The following is a 20,801-nucleotide window of genomic DNA, read 5'->3' as shown; positions in this document are numbered from 1 at the left end:
GCCCGAGTACCGCGTTGTACCGCGTTTCGGGCGCCGGGTCACACCCGTCCCGCCGCCAGTCTCATGGATGCCCCGTCAGACGGGCGTGAAGCGAGCGGGCCGAGGCGTCGGTGAGGGAGGCGATCTGGTCGACGATCACCCGTTTGCGGGCCCGGTCGCCGTCGGCCGCGTCGAACAGGGCGCGGAACTGGGGGTCGAGCCCGTCCGGTGCGCGGGCGGTCAGCGCCTCGGCCAGCTCCGCGACGACGATCCGCTGGTCGGCGCGGAGCCGCTCCTGCTCGGTGCGCTGCATGACGTACCGGACGGCGACCGCCTTGAGCACGGCGCACTCCATGCGGGTCGCGCGCGGCACCACCAGCTCGGCGGTGTACCGGGTGAGCCGGCCGCCTCCGTACGCCGCCCGGGTGGCGGCCTCGGCGGCGAGGCAGAAGCGGCCGATGAGCTGGCTGGTGGCGTCCTTGAGCCGGGCCTGGGCGACGGCCGAGCCGTCGTAGCCGTGCGGCCACCAGTCCTGGGCGAGGAGCCGGTCGAGGGCGGCGGCCAGCTCGGCGTGGTCGGTGCCGGCCGGGACGTACCGTCCGACGGCCGTGGCGAAGACGGCCTCGCGCTCGGGGTCGGCGAGCAGGCAGTTCGGGTCGATGTGGCCGGCGTGCAGGCCGTCCTCGACGTCGTGCACGGAGTACGCCACGTCGTCGGCCCAGTCCATGACCTGGGCCTCGAAGCAGGTGCGGGCGCCGGGGGCGTCCTCGCGGAGCCACTCGAAGACGGGCCGGTCGTCGTCGTACACGCCGAACTTGCGCGAGAGCGGGTCGCTGGGGTGCGCGCCGCGCGGCCAGGGGTACTTGGTCGCGGCGTCGAGGGTGGCGCGGGTGAGGTTGAGTCCGACGGAGCCGTCCTCGGTGAACCGCTTGGGTTCGATGCGGGTGAGGAGGCGCAGGGACTGGGCGTTGCCCTCGAAGCCGCCGCAGTCCTCGGCGAACGCGTTGAGCGCCTGCTCGCCGTTGTGCCCGAAGGGCGGGTGGCCCAGGTCGTGCGCAAGGCAGGCGGCCTCGACGAGGTCGGGGTCGCAGCCCAGGGCGGCGCCCAGCTCCCGGCCGACCTGGGCGCACTCCAGGGAGTGCGTGAGGCGGGTGCGGGGGCTGGCGTCCCAGACGGGGCTGCCCTCCCCCGGCGCGACGACCTGCGTCTTCCCGGCGAGGCGGCGCAGGGCAGCGGAGTGCAGGATGCGGGCGCGGTCGCGCTGGAAGGCGGTGCGGCCGGGGCGTTTGTCCGGTTCGGGTGCATAGCGGGCCACTGACGTGGGGTCGTACGGGGGTGGGGTGCCTGTGCCTTCCATGCCGTGAACAGTATGCGGAAGGTGTGACAGGTGGCGCGCCGATGCGTGTGCCGGGTGGTGTCCGTTGAGCGAGTGCGGCGTGCGTCGTGGCCGGTCGCGCCCCGCGGCGGAGCCGCATGTCGAAACAGTCCCGCGCCCCTCAGGGGGTTGCCGGCGCCCTGGGCTTCAGGCTGCTGCTCGTCTTCACCGCCTCGTCGTAGCGGTGCAGCAGCAGGCGGGCCATCGACGGGTGGGTGCCCAGGGGCTCCGAGGCGATCCACGGGGCCGCTGCCGCGCACTGTGCCGCGAAACGGCCCGGGGCCGTGAAGCAGGAGGCGACGGCCACCCGGCGGTAGCCCCGGGCGGTCAGCGCGCGGACGGCCTCCGGGACCGTCGGCGTCGCCGCCGAGGCGTACGCCGGGACGACCGGGGCGCCCAGGCGGGCGGCGAGGAGTGCCGCCGTGCGGGACGTGTCCGTGCGGGAGGCCGGGGCACGGGAGCCGGCGGAGGCGAGGACGACGGCGTGGTCCGGGCCCGGGTGGGAGGGCCAGCCGGCCTCCGTGAGGCGGGCGTGCAGGGCGTCCACGAGGAGGGGGTGCGGGCCGAGCGGGGCGGCCACGCGGGTGCGGGCCGGGGAGGACCCCGCCATGTCGGGGATGTCCCGCTCGACGTGGTGACCGCGGCTGAGGAGGAGCGGGACGAGGACCGCCTCCCCGTCGCCGAGCCCGGCCAGTGTGCCGGGGAGGAGGGGGGCGTTCAGTTCTATGTGGCCCAGGTGCACCGGCAGGGCGGGGCGCAGGGCGCCGACCCGGTCGAGGAGCGCCCGTACGGTGCTCAGCGCGCGCGGGTCGCGGCTGCCGTGGGCGACGACGACCAGGGCGGGGGTGCCGCCCGGGGTCGCCGTGTTTCTGCCGCTCGTCACTGTCGTCGCCCTCATGGGTCGAGGGTGGCGGGCGGACGTTGCCTCCTCGTTGCGCGGACGTCACGGGGATTTTCCGTCGGTCCACACGGCGCCGGGGCGTCCGTGTGAGCGCGCGGCGAACCGGACGGCCCGCCCGGACGTCCCTGGTGGCAGGAACCGACCGGGGAGGGAACCGTACGCATGCGCCGCCCGAGACTTCGCAGACCGCGCCTTCCCCGTACCCGGAAGGGGCAACGGCGGCTGCTGCGGGCGGTGGTGGCCGGATGCGTGCTGGCGCTGCTGCCCGCGGCGTGGCTGCGCCTGGTCACCGACGACCGGCTGCGTACCGTCGCCGACGTGCCGCACACCGAGGTCGCCGTCGTCTTCGGCGCCGGGCTGTGGGACGGGGAGCCCTCGCCGTATCTCGCGCACCGGCTGGACGCGGCGGCGGAGCTGTACCGGGCGGGGCGGATCGAGGTGGTGCTCGTGACCGGGGACAACAGCCGCGAGGAGTACGACGAGCCGGACGCCATGCGCGCCTACCTGGTCCGGCACGGTGTGCCCGACGGGCGGATCGTCGGCGACTACGCGGGCTTCGACACCTGGGACTCCTGCGTCCGCGCCAAGAAGATCTTCGGCGTGGACCGGGCCGTGCTGATCAGCCAGGGCTTCCACATCCGGCGGGCGGTCGCGCTGTGCCAGGAGGCGGGGGTGGTCTCGTACGGCGTCGGGGTCGACGACGAGCACGACGTGACCTGGTACTACGGGAGCGCGCGGGAGGTCCTGGCGGCGGGCAAGGCGGCGCTGGACGCGGTCTTCGAGCCGGATCCGCACTTCCTCGGGCCGAGGGAGCCGGGCGTCTCGCGGGCCCTCGCCGGTGCGCGGTGACGCGTCCCGCACACGCCCCGCCCGCGCTCCTCACGCGGGCCCGGCGGCGGCGGGGAGGCCGCCGTCCCCGCGGCGTAACAGAGCGCCGACCGGCCGCGTAACACGGAAGCCGCAGGCTGGGCGGCATGCAGAACACCGCCGCGCCGAACGCCGTCCCCACGCACTGCCCGTACTGCGCGCTTCAGTGCGGGATGAACCTGACTCCCGTCGGGGGCGGGACCGTCGAGGTGTCCGAGCGGGCGGACTTCCCCGTGAACCGGGGTGCGCTGTGCGGCAAGGGGCGTACGGCACCGCAGGTGCTCGCGCCGGGGGCGCGGCTGACGTCGCCGTTGGTGCGGTCGCGGGACGGTGCGCTGGTGCCGGCCGGGTGGGACGAGGCGCTGGACCGGATCGCCGGGAGTCTGGGGCGCACGCGGGCGGAGTACGGCGCGGACGCGCTCGGGGTGTTCGGCGGGGGCGGGCTGACCAACGAGAAGGCGTACGCGCTGGGCAAGTTCGCGCGGGTGGTCCTCGGCACCTCGCAGATCGACTACAACGGGCGGTTCTGCATGTCGTCGGCGGCGGCGGCCGGGACGCGGGCCTTCGGGCTCGACCGGGGGCTGCCGTTCCCGCTGGAGGACATCCCCGAGGCCGGGTGCGTGATCCTCGTGGGGTCCAACCCGGCGGAGACGATGCCGCCGTCCATGCGCTACTTCACCGCACTGCGGGAGAACGGCGGCACGCTGATCGTCGTCGACCCGCGCCGGACGCGGACCGCCGAGCAGGCCGACCTGCACCTCGCGCCCCGGCCCGGCACCGACCTCGCCCTCGCGCTCGGCATGCTGCACCTGGTGGTCGCCGAGGGCCGGGTCGACGAGGCGTACGTCGAGGAGCGCACGTCCGGCTGGGAGGAGGCGCGGGCGGCGGCGATGGCGCACTGGCCGGAGTACGTGGAGCGGATCACGGGGGTGGCCGTGCCCGAACTGCGGGAGGCGGTGCGGCTGTTCTGCGCGCCCGAGGCGGCGATGGTGCTCACCGCGCGCGGGCCCGAGCAGCAGGCCAAGGGCACGGACACGGTGGGCGCGTGGATCAACCTGTGCCTGGCGACCGGGCGGGCCGGGCGGCCCCGGTCGGGGTACGGCTGCCTGACCGGGCAGGGCAACGGGCAGGGCGGGCGCGAACACGGGCAGAAGGCGGACCAGTTGCCGGGGTACCGCAAGCTGACCGACCCGGCGGCGCGGCGGCACGTGGCCGAGGTGTGGGGCGTCGGCCCGGACTCGCTGCCGGGGCCGGGGCGCAGCGCGTACGAGCTGCTGGACGCGCTGGGCACGGACATCAGGTCGCTGCTGGTGATGGGCTCCAACCCGGTGGTGTCGGCGCCGCGCGCCGCGCACGTCGAGGGGCGGCTGCGGTCGCTGGACTTCCTGGCCGTGTGCGACGTGGTGCTCTCCGAGACGGCGGAACTGGCGGACGTGGTGCTGCCGGTGACGCAGTGGGCGGAGGAGACGGGGACCACGACGAACCTGGAGGGCCGGGTGCTGCTGCGGCGGCGCGCGCTCACCCCGCCGGAGGGGGTCCGCAGTGACCTGGAGGTGCTGCACGGGCTGGCCGGGCGGCTCGGCGTGGAGAAGGGCTTCCCGGTGGAGCCCGAGGAGGTCTTCGAGGAGCTGCGGCGCGCGAGCGCGGGCGGCCCGGCGGACTACTCCGGGATCGACTACCGGCGGCTGGCCGAGGAGAACGGGGTGTTCTGGCCGTGCCCGGCACCGCCGGCGGACGGGGGCGCGGACCACGGCACCGGCACCGCGCCCCACCCGGGCACGCCCCGCCTCTTCCTCGACCGTTTCGCCACCGAGGACGGCCGGGCCCGTTTCGCACCCGTCGCGCACCGTCCGAGCGCCGAGGAGCCGGACGACGCCTACCCGGTGCTGCTGACCACGGGGCGGGTGGTGGCGCAGTACCAGTCCGGGGCGCAGACCCGGCGGGTGGCCGAGCTGAACGCCGCCGCGCCGGGCCCCTTCGTGGAGCTGCACCCCCTGCTGGCGGCGCGGCTCGGGGCGGCCGAGGGCGACCCGCTGGCGGTCGTGTCCCGGCGCGGGCGGGCGGTGGCGCCGGCCCGCATCACCACCGGCATCCGGCCCGACACCGTGTTCATGCCGTTCCACTGGCCGGGCGAGGGCCGCGCCAACACCCTGACCAACCCGGCCCTGGACCCGGTCTCGCGGATGCCGGAGTTCAAGGTGTGCGCGGTGCGGGTGGAAACGGTGAGGCCCTAGCGGCGTCATTCTCTCCTCTCATGATCTCCACGCGAGCGCTATGGACATGTCATGTCCCGGGTCCTTGAATCCGAGTCAGCACCAGCGCCCGCAAGCGCCGAGAGGCGCGCCCGCCCCGAGGAGATCGATGAGCCGAATACGGCACGTCAGAGGTTCCCGTACCGCCACGGCCGGCCTCGCCGCCACCACCGCGACCCTCCTGGTCGCCGCCCTGGCCCCCGGCGCCACGGCAGCCGACCGCCCGCCCCGCACCGCCGCCCTGGAGCACGCGGCGTCGGCGCTGCTGGACCACGCCGCAGCGCTGAAGCTGACGGACGCCCAGGACACCGAGGCGCGCGACGTCGTCGTCGACGAGGACGGCACCCAGCACGTCCGCTACGACCGCACCTACCGCGGACTCCCCGTCCTGGGCGGCGACTTCGTCGTCCACCTCGCACCGGACGGCGACTTCCGCTCCGCCGACCGCGCGACGGACGCCGCCCTCTCCCTGCCCACCGTCACGCCCAAGCTGTCGGCGCCCAAGGCCGCCGGCCTGGCCGCGAACGCGCTGCGCGCCGCCAACCCGGGCGAGCTGCTGAAGCGGCTCACCGCCAAGCCCGAGCTGATCGTCGACGCCCTGCACGGCACCCCGAAGCTGGCCTGGCGGACCAACGCGGTGGCGCTGGACTCCCTCGGCAACCCGGTCGCCCGCACCGTGCTGACCGACGCGGGCACGGGCGCCCGCATCGACGCCTGGGACGCCATCGAGTCGGTCTCCGGTGACGGCGAGTCGCTGTACGGGGGCACGGTGCCGCTGGAGACGACGCGGTCCGGGTCGTCGTACCAACTCGAGGACCCGACGCGCGGCGGCACGTACACGGGTGACGCGGAGAACCAGACCGACCTGTGCTTCCTGGGCATCTGCCTGGTGCGGGCACCCGCGACGGTGTTCACCGATGCCGACAACCACTGGGGCTCGGGGAACGCGGACGACCGCGCCTCGGCCGCGGTGGACGCGCAGTACGGCACGGACGCCACCTGGGACTACTACCGGGACGTCCACGGGCGCAGCGGCATCGCGGGCGACGGCAAGGGTTCGTACAACCGCGTGCACTACGGCACCAAGTACAACAACGCCTTCTGGGACGACAGTTGCTTCTGCATGACGTACGGCGACGGTGACGGGACGACCTTCGGGCCGCTGGTCTCGCTGGACGTCGCCGGGCACGAGATGTCGCACGGGGTGACGTCGAAGACGGCCGCGCTGACGTACTCGGGCGAGTCCGGCGGCCTCAACGAGGCGACCTCCGACATCTTCGGCGCCCTGGTGGAGTGGCACGCCGGCAACGCCGCCGACCCCGGGGACTACCTGATCGGCGAGAAGGTCGTGCGGGACGGGTTCGGCCGCGAGGCGCTGCGCTACATGGACAGGCCGAGCAGGGACGGAAGTTCGGCCGACTGCTGGAGCACCGCGGTGGGCGACCTGGACGTCCACTACTCCTCCGGCGTCGCCAACCACTTCGCCTACCTGCTGGCCGAGGGCAGCGGCGCGCGGACCGTGGGCGGCGTGGCGTACGACTCCCCGACCTGTGACGGCTCCACGGTCTCCGGGATCGGCCGGGACAAGCTGGGCGACATCTGGTACCGGGCGCTGACCGTGTACATGACGTCGTCCACCGACTACGCGGGCGCCCGTGCCGCCACCCTGGGCGCCGCCGGTGACCTGTACGGCACCGACAGCGCCGAGTACGCCGCGGTCGGCGCGGCGTGGAGCGCGGTGAACGTGGGCTGACGGCCTCTGCCTCCCGTGCTCACCTACGCTTGCGGCGAGAGCGCGAGCGGCAGGAAGCGAGCGCGGGAGAAGGGGACGGAGCCGATGAGCCTGAGGCAGTTCGAGTACGCCCTGGCCGTCGCCGAGGAGGGCTCGGTGACGGCGGCGGCGGAGGTGCTGCGCGTCGCCCAGCCCTCGGTGTCCCAGCAGATCCGCGGTCTGGAGCGGGACCTCGGCGTGGAGCTGTTCTCCCGCACGCCGACCGGTCTGGTGCCCACCGTGGCCGGCCGTGCCTTCCTGCGCGAGGCGGAGGTCGCCGTGAACGCGGCGCGCCGGGCGCGGGCGACGGCACGGGCCGGCGCCGACGAGCTGGTGGGCGAGCTGGTGGTGGCGGTGCAGATGGGCCTGGGCGCCCGGCAGCTGCCGGGCGCCCTGAGCGCACTGCGCCGCCGCTTCCCGCGCCTGGAGATCACCGTCTTCGAGGAACCGAACCCGACCGAGCTGGAGCGGCTGGCGCGCGGCGGTGTCATCGACCTCGCCCTGATGGCCGGGCCGTGCGAGGAGGGCCTGTACGACGGCCACCACCTCGGCGACGAGGAGTTCGTCGTCGTGCTGCCCGCCGGGCACCCGGCGCTCGCCGCGGACCGCGTCGGGCTGCGGGAGCTGGAGCGGGAGCCGTGGGTGCGGTTCGACACGAGCAGCGCGCTCGACGGCGTACTGGTGGAGGTGCTGCGGGACAACGGGCTCGCCCCGACCACGGTCGCCCGTGTGTCCCAGACGGCGACGGCCGTGCGCTGGGCCGTGCACGGCCTCGGGGTGACGTTCGTCCCGGCCTCCGCGGTGCCGCCCGGTCACGAGCACCTGGTGCGCCCGGTGTCCCCGGCCGTCTCCCAGCCCGTGGTCGCCGCGGTCCGGCCCGGCGCGGGTCCGGCGGAGACCGCGCTCCTCGAGTTCCTGCGCCAGGAGACCTGGTACAGGTTCGGTCAGAGCTGGGTGGCGCCGCCGTCCGCGACCAGTTCGGCGCCGGTCGTGTAGGTGGCGTCGAAGGCGAGGAAGGCGGCGGCCCGGGCGATCTCCTCGGGGGTGCCGAAGCGGCGCATGGGGTTGTCCGCGACCCGCTCGGCCTTGAACCGCGCGGCCTCCTCGGCGGTCATCGTCGCGTCCAGGGCACCCGTGTCGACGGGTCCGGGGCTGATCGCGTTGACCCGGACGCCGCGGGGCAGCAGCTCCCGGGAGAAGCTCCGGGCCATCGAGCGCAGCGCCGCCTTCCCGGCCGCGTAGACGCTGGTGTCCGCCATGCCGACGACGTTCGCGACCGAGGTGGTGAGGACGACACCGGCGCCCGTGCTCAGCAGCGGGGCGAGCTTCTGCACGGTGAACCAGGCGCCCTTGACGTTGATGGCGAACAGGTCGTCGTACGCCTCCTCGGTCGTCGACTCGAAGGGTGTGAGGGCGGCGACGCCGGCGTTGACGAACAGGGCGTCGACCGTGCCCAGCTCCGTCTTCACCCGGTCGGCCAGGGTGTCCAGGTCGGTCAGCGACGCCACGTCGCCGCGCACCGCCACCGCGTTCTCGCCGAGCCGCTCACGGGCGGCGTCGAGCGTGGCCTGCGAACGGCCGGTGATCACGACGCGGGCTCCGCCGGCCACCAGCAGTTCCGCCATCGCGAAACCCATTCCGCTGCCGCCGCCCGTGATCACGGCGTTCCTGCCGCTGTACGCACTCATTTCCGGGGCATCCCTTTCCACTTTTTCCACGCCCGCTTCTCACTTTTCGGAATTCGACGGGGGTCATCCCCGGGGGAATTCCCCGCCGTCCACGACGAGGTTGGTCCCGGTCACCCAGCCCGCCCGGCCGGAGACGAGGAACAGCACCGCTTCGGCGACGTCCCCGGGCCGGCCGTCGCGTCCCAGGGGCGCGGTGGCGGTCGGGCCCGGCCCCGCGTTCAGGCCCGCCCAGTGCTCCCGGGTCTCCTCGCCGCCGGGGGTGGCGGTGCGGCCGGGGCTCACCGTGTTGACCCGGACGCCGGCGGGGGCCAGCACCGAGGCCAGTCCCCGGCTGTAGGTCTCCAGCGCCGCCTTCGCCGCCTGGTAGTGCAGGAACGGGGGCACCGGGGGGACGACGGCCGCCGAGGAGATGTGCACGATCGCCCCCGAGCGGCGGCCCCGCATGCCCGGTGCCAGCAGCGAGTCCAGGCGGACCGAGGCGAGGAGGTTCAGGTCCAGCGCGTCCCGCCACTCCTCGTCGGGAATGGCCAGGCCGTCCTTGTGGGGCCGCGCCCCGCCCGCGTTGTGGACCAGGACGTCCACCCCGCCGAGCAGCTCCTGCGCGGCCGTGGCCAGCGCCTCCGCGCCGGCGGTTGTCCGCACGTCGGCCGGTACGAAGGCGGCACCCTCCGGCGCCGTACCCGTCGCCGACCTGGCGGTGGTGACCACTTCGGCGCCCGCGTCGAGGAGCCGGCGGACGATCTCCGCCCCGATTCCCCGGGTGCCGCCCGTGACGAGAGCCCGCTTTCCGGCGAGTTCCCGACGAACCGGCGCGTTTTCATTCGTACTCATTCCACTGGCCTTTCCGGAATCCCGTGATGACGCAGTCACGGTAGATCCGGGAAATGACCGGGAGCAAAGACGAAATTGCAGCGGGTGCCATAGGAACCTCCTATGGCACCCGCCGCGGCATCTCACGTGCCGTCGTCTCACGCGCCGTCGTAGGGCCGCTTCTCCTTCGCCTCCCGCAGGGCCCGCCCCCACCACACCAGCTGGTCGAGCATCGTCTTGGCCGCGGCGTCCGGGCCGGACGGGTCCCTGAGCCTGCCCCCGTCGTCGAAGGAAGCGCCCGCGTTGTGGAAGGAGACGGTGTCGCGGACGGTGACGGCGTGCAGTTCGGCGAAGACCTGGCGCAGGTGCTCCGCGGCGCGCAGGCCGCCGGCCAGGCCGCCGTAGGAGACCAGCCCGACGGGCTTGGCGCGCCACTCGGTGAAGTGCCAGTCGATGACGTTCTTCAGGCCCGCCGGGAACGAGTGGTTGTACTCGGGAGTGAGCACGACGAACGCGTCGGCGTCCGCCAGCTTCGGGGTGATCTCCGCCAGCGCGGCGGTCGCCTCCGGGGTCGGGGCGAAGGTCGTGGGCAGGTCGGTTTCGGCGACGTCCACCACGTCCGGGAGCAGGTCGTCGTGGGTGCGGAGGTGGTCCAGGAGCCAGTCGGCGACGACGGGGCCGAAGCGGCCGTGGCGGTTGCTGCCGACGAGCAGGGTCACACGGAGCGGTGCGGTCGTTGTGTCCATGCGGGAGAGCCTGGTACCTCAAGTTTGCTTGAGGTCAAGTCGGCCGGGGGCGGGGGCCCGTTCGGAGGCACCGGTCACCCGTTCACACCGCTCGGGGAGCGGGCCGGGCCCGGTGCCACTTTCCTCGGTAGGGCAGGGGCCACCGAACAGCTCAAGGGAGCACCGATGCGACGTACCGCCCGCCTGCTCACCGGTACCGCGCTCGCCGCCGCGGCCGTCGGTCTGACCACCGCGGCCCCGGTGTACGCCGGGGAGGACGCCGCCACCGGCGGCCTGACGGTGTATCCGTCCTCGGTCGTACCGGGCGAACGGGCCGTGGTGACGACGACGGCGTGCGGGAAGGGCGGCTCGGCCGCGGGCGACGCCGGCGCGGTCGGCGCGGGCGCGTTCCCGCTGGCCCCGGGCACCGGCGACGGGGCGACGACCGGCCGCTTCGTGGTGCCGCCGAGCGCGCAGCCCGGGACGTACGAGATCGTCGCGGCGTGCGGGGACGGCGACCGGCGGGTGACGGGCGACCTGGTGGTCACGCTGACCCCGGCCGCCGAGCGGGTGTACCCGAGAGGAAGCGTGAAGACGGGGGTCGGCGGCGCTCTTGGCCCCGACCCCGTGCAGACCGCGGCCGGCGTGGCGGCTCTCGCCGTCGCCGCCGCGGGCGGTACCTGGCTCCTGCATCGCCGGGCGAGAGGCGACGGGATCTGACGGGCACCCTCCGCTGCCCGTCCGCCGGTACCGCACTTCCCCACCCCCTCCGGGTCCGACCGCCCCTCGCGGCCCGGAGGGGGCCGGGGGCTCCAGGGATCCGAGGGAGAGGGGACGTCGTGCGCAGGGTCAAGGACACCGCGATAGCCGCGGTCACCGCGGTCGCTCTCGGCTCGGGGGCGTGGCTGCTGCTCGGCGGTACCCACCCCGACGCCCCGCCCCAGCCGTCGGCCGAGCAGGCCCTCACCACCCGTACCGGCCGGGGCGCCGCGGCCCCCGCGCTGCCGCCGTCCCCGCCCGACCGCGTCCGCATCCCGGCGATCGGCGTGGACGCCCCGCTGACGGGCCTGGGCCTGACCGCGACGGGCAGCCTGGACGTGCCGCCCGCCGGGAAGAAGAACCTCGCCGGCTGGTACGAGGCCGGCACCACTCCCGGCGAGACGGGCACCGCGATCGTCGCCGGACACGTCGACAACGCCGAGGGCCCCGCCGTCTTCTACCGCCTCGGCGCCCTGGAGAAGGGCGCCGAGATCGAGGTCGACCGGCGCGACGGAGGCGTCGCGGTCTTCACCGTGGACGCGGTGGAGGTGTACGCCGCCGACGCCTTCCCCGACGAGAAGGTCTACGGCGCCGCCGACCGCCCCGAACTCCGCGTCATCACCTGCGGCGGCCCCTACTCACGCAGTACCGGGTACCAGGGCAACGTCGTCGTCTTCGCCCACCTCACCGGCAGCCGGTGACACGTTCAGCACGTGCGTCCTGCCCCACGCTCCGAGCGGCGCCAGCGCCTCGTTGAGGGCGACGCCCCGGGCGGTCAGCGAGTACTCCACGCGGGGCGGCACCTCGCCGTACTCCTCGCGGTGCACGATGCCGTCGGCCTCCAGCTCCCGCAACTGCGCCGCGAGCACCTTCTCGGTGACGCCCGGCAGCGCGCGGCGCAGCGCGCCGAAGCGGTGCATCCCCTCGCCGAGGGCCCACAGGATCAGCACCTTCCACTTCCCGCCGATCACGTCGATCGCCGCGTCCACCCCGCACTGGTACGCCCCCGGCCGCCGTGCCGTCCCCATGCCCGTCACCCCGTCCCTGCCCGCTGCCTGCACCCTTCCGCCGGGGTAACCACCCACTCGCAAGTGCGTACTTGAGCGGCCGTCGGCCCCGGCGGAACCTGATCACCATGACTGACAAGACACCCGCCGCCCCTATTCCGCTCACCGTCCTCGGCACCGGCGCCATGGGCACCGCCCTGGTCCGCGCCTGGCTCGCCGCGGGCCACCCCGTGACCGTCTGGAACCGCACCGCCGCCCGCGCCGAGGCCCTCGCCGCCGAGGGCGCGACGGTCGCCGCGAGCGCCGCCGAGGCGGTGGCCGCGAACCGCCTGGTGATCGTCTGCCTGCTCGACGACGCCTCGGTCGGCGCGGCCCTGGACGGTGCCGGGCTGACCGGCCGTGACCTGGTGAACCTCACCACCGGGACGCCCGCGGAGGGCCGCGCCCGCGCCGCGTGGGCGCAGGACCGCGGCGCCCGTTTCCTGGACGGCGGGATCATGGCCGTACCGCCGGCGATCGGGTCCCCCGACTCCGGCGGCTACGTCTTCTACAGCGGCTCCGCCGAACTGTTCGCCGATCACCGCGACACCCTCGCCGTGCCGGCCGGCACGCGCTACGTCGGTACGGATCCGGGGTTCGCGGCGCTGCACGACGTGGCGCTGCTGAGCGCGATGTACGGCATGTTCGCGGGCATGGCACACGCCTTCGCGCTGATCGGCCCGGAGGACATCGCCCCGAAGGACTTCGCGCCGCTGCTGGTGTCCTGGCTCGGCGCGATGTCCGGCTCGGCACACAAGGCGGCCGACCGGCTGACGAGCGGCGACTACACCAAGGACGTCGTCTCCAACCTGGCGATGCAGGTGGCGGGCAGCGCGACACTGCTGCGCACGGCGGAGGAGCAGGGGGTGAGCGCGGAGCTGCTGACGCCGTACCTGGCGCTGATGGAGCGGCGGGTCGCGGAAGGGCACGGGGAAGAGGACACCACGGGGTTGGTGCACCTGCTGAGTCCGCGCTCCGCCGACTCCTGAAACGGCGCGGGATCCCGGCCGCGAGCCCGCCCGACGAGCCAGGGGGTGTCGTTTGGATCTTGCCGGGGTCGCGGGGCCTGGCACGCACATCTGCGGCGTTGTCGTCGGTTGCCAGGGCTCCGCCCTGTCGCCCTCCTCCGCCTTGCAGCTGCACGCACCAGACCCCGCTCGGGTCGGCCACACGGCGCCGTCGCTCGGAGCCGTCCTGATCCAAACGACACCCCCTAGCCGTGCCGGGTGAAGACCTCGCGGACGGCGAGCAGGTCCGCTTGCCTCTCCTCCGCGTCCTTGTACCGGCCGTCCGCGTCCCGGGCGGCCACGACGGTCTCCGGGGTGAAGTCCCGGCCGAAGCCGTAGGCGTTCAGGCAGTAGGCGAAGCCGGACTCGCCGAAGAGGTCCTCGTCCTCGCGTCGGCAGTACTCCGCCAGGCCGTCGGACACGTGCCAGCGGGTTCCGTCGTACCAGAAGACACCGCCCGCGTAGTGGATCGTGCGGCCCGTCGCGGAGTCGGTGAGGTTCAGCGACTCGTAGTTCTCGGGGCGGTCGCGGACCAGGGCGACGAGGGCTTCGGGGACGCCGTCGTAGAGGGACTCCTGGAGGGCGTAGTCCTCCTCGGCGTACAGGTTCAGCTCCGACTCGTGGTCGAAGGTCAGCAGCAGCACGCGGCCGTCGTCGGCGAAGTACCAGACCGCGGACTGGCCACCGCGGTCGTTCCAGGCCAGACGGTGTGCGCCGGGCACCGTCACCGGTTCGACCCCGGTGAGCGCGTCCACGACGGCCGCGCGGCGCCGCACTTCCCGGAGGGGCGTCGCCGACAGGGCGTCCCATATCGCGTTACTCATTGCCGCAGGCTATCCGCCGCCCACGACACGGCTGCGCCACCGCTACGCCACCCACTGCTCCCACGCCAGGTTCGCCACCAGCGCGAACACCACCGTCAGCAGGACGACGCGGACGAAGCCGGTGCCCTTCTTGAGGGCGGTGTGGGCGCCGAACATGCCGCCGGCCAGGTTGAAGACGGCCATCAGGGCGGCCAGCTGCCACAGGACCGCGCCCTGCCAGGCGAACGTGGCGAGGGCGCCGGCGTTGGTGCAGCAGTTGACGATCTTGGCGGTGGCGGAGGCGGTCACCAGGTCCAGGTGGAGCAGGGCGGTGAGGGCCAGGACCAGGAAGGTTCCCGTGCCGGGGCCGACGAGGCCGTCGTAGAAGCCGATGCCCACGCCCGCGAGGCCGATCGCCGTCAGGATCTGGCGGCGGGTGGCCGGGCCGGTGGCGGGCGCGGAACCGAAGGCGGGGCGGAAGATCACGAAGGCGGCGACCGCGAGCAGCACCACCATGATCACCGGCTTCAGGACCTCGGTGCTCATCCCGGCCGCGAAGAACGCGCCGCCCGACGACCCGGCCAGCGCCGCCAGGCCGATGCGTACGGCGGTGCGCACGTCCACCGGCGCCTTGCGGGCGTAGGTCACCGCCGCGCCCGTGGTGCCGACGATCGCGACCGCCTTGTTGGTGCCGAGCGCGTGCGCGGCCGGGGTGCCGGAGGGCAGGCCGAGCAGCAGGGCGGGCAGCAGCAGGAGGCCGCCGCCGCCGACCACGGCGTCGATCCAGCCGGCCGCGAGTGCGGCGAGGCAGAGCAGGACGACCGTGGTCAGCGATATGTCGGGCATGATCGCGACCCTATGGACGGAATGGATGTGCCGTCCATCAAGATGAGGGACTTCTGAGGTTCCCGCGCACCCGGCCGGGGCCTCACACGCACCGGCCGCCCCCGCTGAGGGCAGCGTTCCCCGTGGGAAACAGAAGGGATGCCACCGGGTAACACCCGCACCGCACGCTCGGTGCCATGACCTCGAAAACGCGTGTGGTGGTGATCGGCGCCGGACTCGCGGGCGTGACGCTCGCCCGGCGGCTCGGTGAGCTGGGCACGCCCGCGCTGACGCTCGGCGACGAGGAGCACCGCCCGTACAACCGGGTGCTGCTCGCCGAGGTGCTGGCCGGACGGTACGGCCCCGAGGTGATCGCCCTCCCCGCGCCCGCCGGGCTGCTGCGCGGCCGGGTCACCGGCATCGACCGGGCCGGGCGGACCGTGCGCTGCGCCGACGGGTCCGTGATCGCGTACGACACGCTGGTCCTGGCCACCGGCTCCAACGCGGTGCTGCCGCCCCTGCGCGGCCTGTTCACCCCGGACCGCGCGCTGCCCGAGGGCGTGCACGCGTTCCGGACGATGGACGACTGCCTCGGGCTGTCGAAGGCGGTGCGGCCGGGGGCCAGGGCCGTCGTCATCGGCGGCGGGCTGCTCGGGGTGTCCGCCGCCCGCGCGCTGGCCGCGCGCGGCGCCCAGGTCGTCCTCGCCCAGCAGTCCGAGCGGCTCATGGAGCGGCAGCTCGACCCGGCGGCCTCCGCGCTCGTGCGGCGGCACCTGGAGGGCCTCGGCGTCGAGGTGCACACCGAGTGCCGGGTGCGGGACGTACGCAGCGTCGGCGGAGCGGTGCGGTCGGTGGAGATGGGCGACGGGTACGCCCTCGGCACCGACCTGGTGGTGCTCGCCTGCGGGGTCCGGCCGCGGGTCGGGCTCGCCCGGGAGGCGGGGCTCGAGGTCGGCAAGGGCGTCCTCGTCGACGACGAGCTGCGCACCTCCGACCCGGACATCCGCGCGATCGGCGACTGCGCCCAGCACGCGGGGCGCGTGTACGGGCTGGCAGCGCCCGCCCTCGAACAGGCGGGTGTGCTGGCCGAGCTGCTCGCGGCGGGCGGGGCCGCCTCCCGGTCCTACACCGGCACCCGCTCCCTGACCCGCCTCACCCTCACGGGACCCGACGGTCCCCCCACCGGACCCGGGGGCCCCGTCGCCCCCTTCGACCTCGCCGCGTTCGGCGAGACCGACCCCCGCCCCGGCGACGACGTCGTGCAGCTCGCCGACGCCACCCGGGGCACCTACCGCAAGGTCGTCGTCCGTGACGACCGGCTGGTCGGCGGGGTCCTGGTCGGCGAACTCGGCACCGTCGGCGCGCTGGCGCGCGCCTGGGAGGGAGCAGAGCCGCTCCCCTCCGACGGCGGCCCCCTGCTCCACCTGCTCACCCAAGACGGAGGCTCCTGATGACCGCCACCCCGGGGATCACCCCGACGATCGTGCTGGTCGGCCACGGCATGGTCGGCCAGCGCTTCCTGGAGGCCCTCGCCGAGCGCGGCCTGACCCGCACCCACCGCGTGGTCGTCCTGTGCGAGGAGCCGCGCCCCGCCTACGACCGCGTCCAGCTCACCTCGTACTTCTCGGGGAAGACCCCCGAGGACCTGTCGATGACCGACATGGCCTTCATCGAGGAGCACGGCATCGAGCTGCGCGTCGGGGACCCGGCGGAGACGATCGACCGGGAGGCGCGCGAGGTGACGGCCCGCTCCGGGCTGGTCGTCGACTACGACGTCCTCGTCCTGGCCACCGGCTCCTACCCGTTCGTCCCCCCGGTGCCCGGCAAGGACGCCGAGGGCTGCTTCGTCTACCGCACGATCGAGGACCTCCTCGCCATCGAGGCGTACGCGAAGAACGCGACGACCGGTGCCGTGGTCGGCGGCGGGCTGCTCGGCCTCGAGGCGGCCGGCGCGCTCAAGGGGCTCGGACTCACCTCGCACATCGTGGAGTTCGCGCCGCGCCTGATGCCGGTGCAGGTCGACGAGGGCGGCGGCGCGGCGCTGCTGCGCACCATCGAGGAGATGGGGCTGTCCGTGCACACGGGCGTCGGCACCCAGGAGATCGTGGTCGACTCCTCGGGTGCCGTCACGGGCATGAAGCTGTCCGACGGGTCCGAACTCGCCACCGATCTGGTGGTGTTCAGTGCCGGTGTCCGCCCCCGCGACCAGCTCGCCCGGGACTCGGGCCTCGCGGTCGGCGAGCGCGGCGGGATCAGCGTCGACGAGCGGTGCCGCACGGTCACCGACCCGCACGTGTTCGCGATCGGCGAGTGCGCGCTGGCGTCCGACGGCCGGGTGTACGGGCTGGTGGCGCCCGGTTACGAGCAGGCCGAGACGGCCGCCGCGACGATCGCCGACGACGAGGCGTCCTTCACGGGGGCCGACCTGTCCACCAAGCTGAAGCTGCTCGGCGTGGACGTGGCGTCCTTCGGGGACGCGCACGGTGCCACCGCCGACTGCCTGGACGTCGTCTACTCCGACTCCCGCTCGGGCCTGTACAAGAAGCTGGTCGTCGGCCGCGACGGCACGCTGCTCGGCGGCATCCTGGTGGGCGACGCGGAGGCCTACGGCACCCTGCGCGCCTTCACCGGCTCGGTCCCGCCGGTCTCCCCCGAGTCGCTCGTACTGCCCGCCGGTGCCGGGGCCCCGGCGCAGCTCGGCCCGGCCGCGCTGCCCGACGACGCGGTGATCTGCTCCTGCCACAACGTCACCAAGGGCACCGTCCGGGGCGCCGTGACGGAGCACTCCTGCACGACCGTGCCCGAGGTGAAGCAGTGCACCAGGGCCGGCACCGGCTGCGGCTCCTGCGTGAAGGTGCTCGGGCAGCTGGTCACCGCCGAGCTGGAGGCGAGCGGCGTCGAGGTCGACAAGGGGCTGTGCGGCTGCTTCGCGCACACCCGCGAGGAGCTGTACGAGATCGTCGGCGCCCTGCGGATCACCTCCTTCCGCGAGCTGCTCGACCGGCACGGCCGGGACGGCGCGCGGGGCGGTGAGGGCTGCGAGGTGTGCAAGCCGGCGGTCGGCTCGATCATCGCCTCCCTCGCCCCGGCGATCGGCGCGAGCGGCTACGTCCTGGAGGGCGAGCAGGCGGCGCTCCAGGACACCAACGACCACTTCCTCGCCAACCTCCAGCGCAACGGCTCGTACTCCGTCGTCCCGCGCATCCCGGGCGGTGAGATCGCGCCGGAGAAGCTCATCGTCATCGGCGAGATCGCCCGGGACTTCGGGCTCTACACGAAGATCACCGGCGGCCAGCGCATCGACATGTTCGGCGCCCGCGTCGAGCAGCTGCCGCTGATCTGGGCGCGGCTGGTGGACGCCGGATTCGAGTCGGGGCACGCGTACGGCAAGTCGCTGCGCACGGTGAAGTCCTGCGTGGGGCAGACCTGGTGCCGCTACGGCGTCCAGGACTCGGTGCGCATGGCGATCGACCTGGAGCTGCGCTACCGGGGCCTGCGCTCCCCGCACAAGCTGAAGTCGGCGGTCTCCGGGTGCGCCCGCGAGTGCGCGGAGGCCCAGTCGAAGGACTTCGGCGTGATCGCCACCTCCAACGGCTGGAACCTGTACGTCGGCGGCAACGGCGGCGCCACCCCGCGCCACGCGGACCTGCTCGCGCAGGACCTCTCCGACGCCGAACTGGTCCGCCTGATCGACCGGTTCCTGATGTTCTACATCCGCACCGCCGACAAGCTGGAGCGCACCTCCACCTGGCTGGAGCGCATCCCCGGCGGCCTGGACCACGTACGGGACGTCGTCGTGCACGACTCGCTCGGCATCTGCGACGAGCTGGAGTCCCTGATGCGGGCCCACGTCTCGCACTACCGCGACGAGTGGGCCGAGACCGTCAACGACCCGGAGAAGCTGGCCCGGTTCGTGTCCTTCGTGAACGCGCCCGACACCCCCGACCCGGTCGTGGGCTTCGTGCCCGAGCGCGACCAGATGAAGCCCGACCTGCCGCTGCTGGACATCGGCCTGCGGCGCCCCTCGGAAGACGACCTCCTGGAAGGAAGCACCCGGCGATGACCCTGGCCCCCGAGACCCTCGCCCCCGACACGACCGGCCTGAAGGTCCGGCTGCGGCTCACCGACGACTGGTTCACGGCCTGCGACCTCGGCGCCCTGCTCCCCGGCCGCGGCGTGGCGGCCCTGCTGCCGGACGGCGGTCAGGTGGCCCTGTTCCGCGACCGGGACGGCGGGCTGTACGCCATCGACAACCGCGACCCGTTCACCGGCGCGGCGGTCCTCTCCCGCGGGCTGACCGGCACCCACCGGGGCCGCCCGTTCGTCGCCTCCCCGCTGCTCAAGCAGCGCTTCGACCTCACCACCGGGGAGTGCCTGGACGACGGGGTGATGCGGGTGGAGACGTACGAGGTGGAGGCCGTGAAGGCCGCGCAGGCCGTGCAGACCGTGAACGTCGCCTGACCCAGGCTTTCTTGACCGATCGTTTCAGATGGGTCTAGGCTGCGGATCGTGGCCAGGACCAAGGAGTTCGATCCGGACGCCGCGCTGCGGGCAGCCCTTGAGCTGTTCTGGCGGCGCGGCTACGAGGCGACGTCGATGGCCGACCTCGTCGAGCACCTCGGCGTCGGACGCGCCAGCATCTACGCGACCTTCGGCAACAAGCGGGAGCTGTACCTGAAGGCGCTGGCGCACTACGAGCAGGGGCTGCTCCCGGATCTGCTGGCGGACCTGTCCCGGCCGGGCCCGGCCCTGCCGGGGGTGCGGGCGCTGGTGCGGCGCTACGCCGCCGAGGCGAGCGCCGACGACTCGCGCCTGCACGGCTGTTTCGTCACCAACACCGCCGCCGAACTGGCCCCGCACGACACGGTCGCCGCCCGGCGGGTCGAGCGCAACTGGGACCAGCTGGAGACCGTGCTGCACACCTCGCTGGCCCGGGCCCGCGCCGAGGGCGAGCTGCCGGCCGGGCGCGATCCGCTGGCGCTGGCCAGGATGCTGCTGGTCCTGCTCCAGGGCATGCGGGTGGTCGGGAAGGCCTCGCCGGACCCGGCCAGGATGCGGGACGCGGCGGAGGCCGCGCTCGCGCTGCTCGACTGAGGACACGGACCCGCCCCTCTCCGGAGGGGCGTTTCCACGGCCACATACTGAACCGATCGGTCAAGAAATTCGGTCAAGAAAAGGGGAGATTCATGACCACCCAGCGCTTCACCGGCAGGACCGCCCTCGTCACCGGCGCGGGCTCCGGCATCGGACGGGCCGTCGCCCTCGCCCTCGCCGCCGAGGGCGCGCACGTCGTCGTCGCCGGGCGCGCACGGGGTCCGCTCGACGAGACGGCGGCCCTGATCGAGGAGGCCGGCGGCAAGGCGCTGGCCGTCACCGCGGACGTCACCCGGCCCGCCGACGTGGACGCCCTGGTGGCCGCCGCGGTGGACCTCCCCCACTCTCGACTTCGCTCGAGCGGGGGGACCCCCACCGGCTCCCTCGACGTGGCCGTGAACAACGCGGGCGTCTTCCGCGGCGGGGTGCCCGTCGCCGAACTGTCCGAGGAGGACTGGCACACGCAGCTCGACATCAACGTCACCGGCGTGTTCCTCGCCCTGCGCGCCGAGGTCCGGCACATGCGCACCCAGCCGGGCGGCGGCGCGATCGTGAACATCGCCTCCACCTTCGGGGCGCACAAGCGCAGCCCGGGCGCCACGGCCTACGCGGCGACCAAGGCGGCCGTGTCGGCCCTCACCCGGGGCGCCGCCCTGGACCACATCGGGGACGGCGTCCGCATCAACGCCGTCAGCCCCGGCGCCACGGCGACCTCGATGTCGCTGCAGCCGGGCGAGACGGAGGCGGGCCGGGCCGAGCGGATGCGCGAGGAGACGCCGCTCGGCCGGGTGTCAGCGGTCGCGGAGGTCGCGGCGGCCGTGCTGTACCTGGCGTCGGACGACGCGGCGTCGGTGGTGGGCACGGACCTGATCGTGGACGGCGGGCAGACGGCCTGACCC

At 74.2% G+C, this 20,801-nt stretch carries 20 protein-coding genes; 12 read left to right on the top strand and 8 right to left on the bottom strand.

From position 1 onward, the window contains the following. Positions 1-61 precede the first annotated feature (61 nt). On the bottom strand, positions 62-1,336 hold the full coding sequence (locus Sco07f_RS02710; RefSeq protein WP_108986816.1) for a deoxyguanosinetriphosphate triphosphohydrolase: 1,275 nt from the start codon (positions 1,334-1,336) through the stop codon (positions 62-64). 139 nt (positions 1,337-1,475) lie between these two features. Continuing rightward, positions 1,476-2,252: a sirohydrochlorin chelatase gene (locus tag Sco07f_RS02705; RefSeq protein WP_174855299.1), complete on the bottom strand. Its 777-nt coding sequence runs from the start codon at positions 2,250-2,252 to the stop codon at positions 1,476-1,478. A 165-nt stretch (positions 2,253-2,417) separates the two neighbouring features. Here Sco07f_RS02705 and Sco07f_RS02700 point away from each other — a divergent pair, with 165 nt between their 5' ends. From Sco07f_RS02700 to Sco07f_RS02685, 4 genes are all read left to right on the top strand, one after another. Next, positions 2,418-3,104, top strand: a complete 687-nt coding sequence (locus tag Sco07f_RS02700; RefSeq protein WP_087791039.1) for a SanA/YdcF family protein — start codon at positions 2,418-2,420, stop codon at positions 3,102-3,104. A gap of 125 nt (positions 3,105-3,229) precedes the next feature. Then, positions 3,230-5,356: a molybdopterin oxidoreductase family protein gene (locus Sco07f_RS02695; protein WP_108986814.1), complete on the top strand. Its 2,127-nt coding sequence runs from the start codon at positions 3,230-3,232 to the stop codon at positions 5,354-5,356. Between the two features lie 127 nt (positions 5,357-5,483). After that, positions 5,484-7,127, top strand: coding sequence for a M4 family metallopeptidase (locus Sco07f_RS02690; protein WP_108986813.1), 1,644 nt, complete (start codon positions 5,484-5,486; stop codon positions 7,125-7,127). Between the two features lie 84 nt (positions 7,128-7,211). Next, positions 7,212-8,141, top strand: a complete 930-nt coding sequence (locus tag Sco07f_RS02685) for a LysR family transcriptional regulator (RefSeq protein WP_007388426.1) — start codon at positions 7,212-7,214, stop codon at positions 8,139-8,141. Here Sco07f_RS02685 and Sco07f_RS02680 read toward each other — a convergent pair. The 3 genes from Sco07f_RS02680 to Sco07f_RS02670 all read right to left on the bottom strand — a co-directional run bounded on the left by Sco07f_RS02680 (position 8,090) and on the right by Sco07f_RS02670 (position 10,389). Next, a complete protein-coding gene (locus Sco07f_RS02680; protein ID WP_007388414.1) occupies positions 8,090-8,833 on the bottom strand; it encodes an SDR family oxidoreductase in 744 nt (247 codons plus the stop codon). The genes Sco07f_RS02685 and Sco07f_RS02680 overlap by 52 nt on opposite strands. A 63-nt stretch (positions 8,834-8,896) precedes the next feature. Beyond that, positions 8,897-9,664: an SDR family oxidoreductase gene (locus Sco07f_RS02675; RefSeq protein WP_007388415.1), complete on the bottom strand. Its 768-nt coding sequence runs from the start codon at positions 9,662-9,664 to the stop codon at positions 8,897-8,899. A 137-nt stretch (positions 9,665-9,801) separates the two neighbouring features. Beyond that, positions 9,802-10,389 (bottom strand): NADPH-dependent FMN reductase, encoded by a 588-nt coding sequence (locus Sco07f_RS02670; protein ID WP_087791036.1) that lies wholly within the window; start codon positions 10,387-10,389, stop codon positions 9,802-9,804. A 165-nt stretch (positions 10,390-10,554) separates the two neighbouring features. Here Sco07f_RS02670 and Sco07f_RS02665 point away from each other — a divergent pair, with 165 nt between their 5' ends. Both Sco07f_RS02665 and Sco07f_RS02660 read left to right on the top strand, forming a co-directional pair. Next, positions 10,555-11,088 carry a GVDTG sorting domain-containing protein gene (locus Sco07f_RS02665; RefSeq protein WP_007388427.1) on the top strand — a complete coding sequence of 178 codons (534 nt, stop codon included), beginning with the start codon at positions 10,555-10,557 and terminating at the stop codon, positions 11,086-11,088. Positions 11,089-11,207: 119 nt separating this feature from the next. Further along, positions 11,208-11,828 carry a class F sortase gene (locus Sco07f_RS02660; protein ID WP_108986812.1) on the top strand — a complete coding sequence of 207 codons (621 nt, stop codon included), beginning with the start codon at positions 11,208-11,210 and terminating at the stop codon, positions 11,826-11,828. Here the strand turns inward: Sco07f_RS02660 and Sco07f_RS02655 are convergent. Next, on the bottom strand, positions 11,766-12,155 hold the full coding sequence (locus Sco07f_RS02655) for a winged helix-turn-helix transcriptional regulator (protein WP_108986811.1): 390 nt from the start codon (positions 12,153-12,155) through the stop codon (positions 11,766-11,768). The genes Sco07f_RS02660 and Sco07f_RS02655 overlap by 63 nt on opposite strands. Positions 12,156-12,262: 107 nt before the next feature. Here Sco07f_RS02655 and Sco07f_RS02650 point away from each other — a divergent pair, with 107 nt between their 5' ends. Continuing rightward, on the top strand, positions 12,263-13,162 hold the full coding sequence (locus Sco07f_RS02650) for an NAD(P)-dependent oxidoreductase (RefSeq protein WP_108986810.1): 900 nt from the start codon (positions 12,263-12,265) through the stop codon (positions 13,160-13,162). A gap of 224 nt (positions 13,163-13,386) precedes the next feature. On the opposite strand, the gene Sco07f_RS02645 is transcribed toward Sco07f_RS02650, so the two are convergent. Beyond that, the gene (locus Sco07f_RS02645; protein ID WP_108986809.1) at positions 13,387-14,004 is read right to left on the bottom strand and encodes a hypothetical protein; all 618 of its coding nucleotides are present in this window, start codon (positions 14,002-14,004) and stop codon (positions 13,387-13,389) included. 42 nt (positions 14,005-14,046) lie between these two features. After that, positions 14,047-14,829: a sulfite exporter TauE/SafE family protein gene (locus tag Sco07f_RS02640; RefSeq protein ID WP_054100555.1), complete on the bottom strand. Its 783-nt coding sequence runs from the start codon at positions 14,827-14,829 to the stop codon at positions 14,047-14,049. Positions 14,830-15,005: 176 nt separating this feature from the next. Between Sco07f_RS02640 and Sco07f_RS02635 the strand changes: the two genes are divergently transcribed. The 5 genes from Sco07f_RS02635 (at position 15,006) to Sco07f_RS02615 (ending at position 20,798) form a co-directional block, all read left to right on the top strand. Next, positions 15,006-16,259, top strand: a complete 1,254-nt coding sequence (locus Sco07f_RS02635) for an NAD(P)/FAD-dependent oxidoreductase (RefSeq protein WP_108986808.1) — start codon at positions 15,006-15,008, stop codon at positions 16,257-16,259. Beyond that, positions 16,259-18,871, top strand: a complete 2,613-nt coding sequence (nirB, locus tag Sco07f_RS02630) for a nitrite reductase large subunit NirB (RefSeq protein WP_108986807.1) — start codon at positions 16,259-16,261, stop codon at positions 18,869-18,871. The genes Sco07f_RS02635 and nirB overlap by 1 nt, the downstream gene beginning before the upstream one ends. Beyond that, a complete protein-coding gene (gene nirD, locus Sco07f_RS02625; protein WP_167467998.1) occupies positions 18,868-19,269 on the top strand; it encodes a nitrite reductase small subunit NirD in 402 nt (133 codons plus the stop codon). Before nirB ends, nirD begins: the two co-directional genes overlap by 4 nt. A 48-nt stretch (positions 19,270-19,317) precedes the next feature. After that, positions 19,318-19,902, top strand: coding sequence for a TetR/AcrR family transcriptional regulator (locus Sco07f_RS02620; RefSeq protein ID WP_007388436.1), 585 nt, complete (start codon positions 19,318-19,320; stop codon positions 19,900-19,902). A gap of 92 nt (positions 19,903-19,994) precedes the next feature. Next, entirely contained in the window at positions 19,995-20,798 is an 804-nt protein-coding gene (locus Sco07f_RS02615) for an SDR family NAD(P)-dependent oxidoreductase (RefSeq protein ID WP_108986806.1), read from the top strand. Positions 20,799-20,801: the final 3 nt, after the last annotated feature.

This window comes from Streptomyces coelicoflavus (assembly GCF_003112555.1).
GTDB lineage: Bacteria > Actinomycetota > Actinomycetes > Streptomycetales > Streptomycetaceae > Streptomyces > Streptomyces coelicoflavus.
This window is presented reverse-complemented; position numbering and strand designations above follow the sequence as displayed.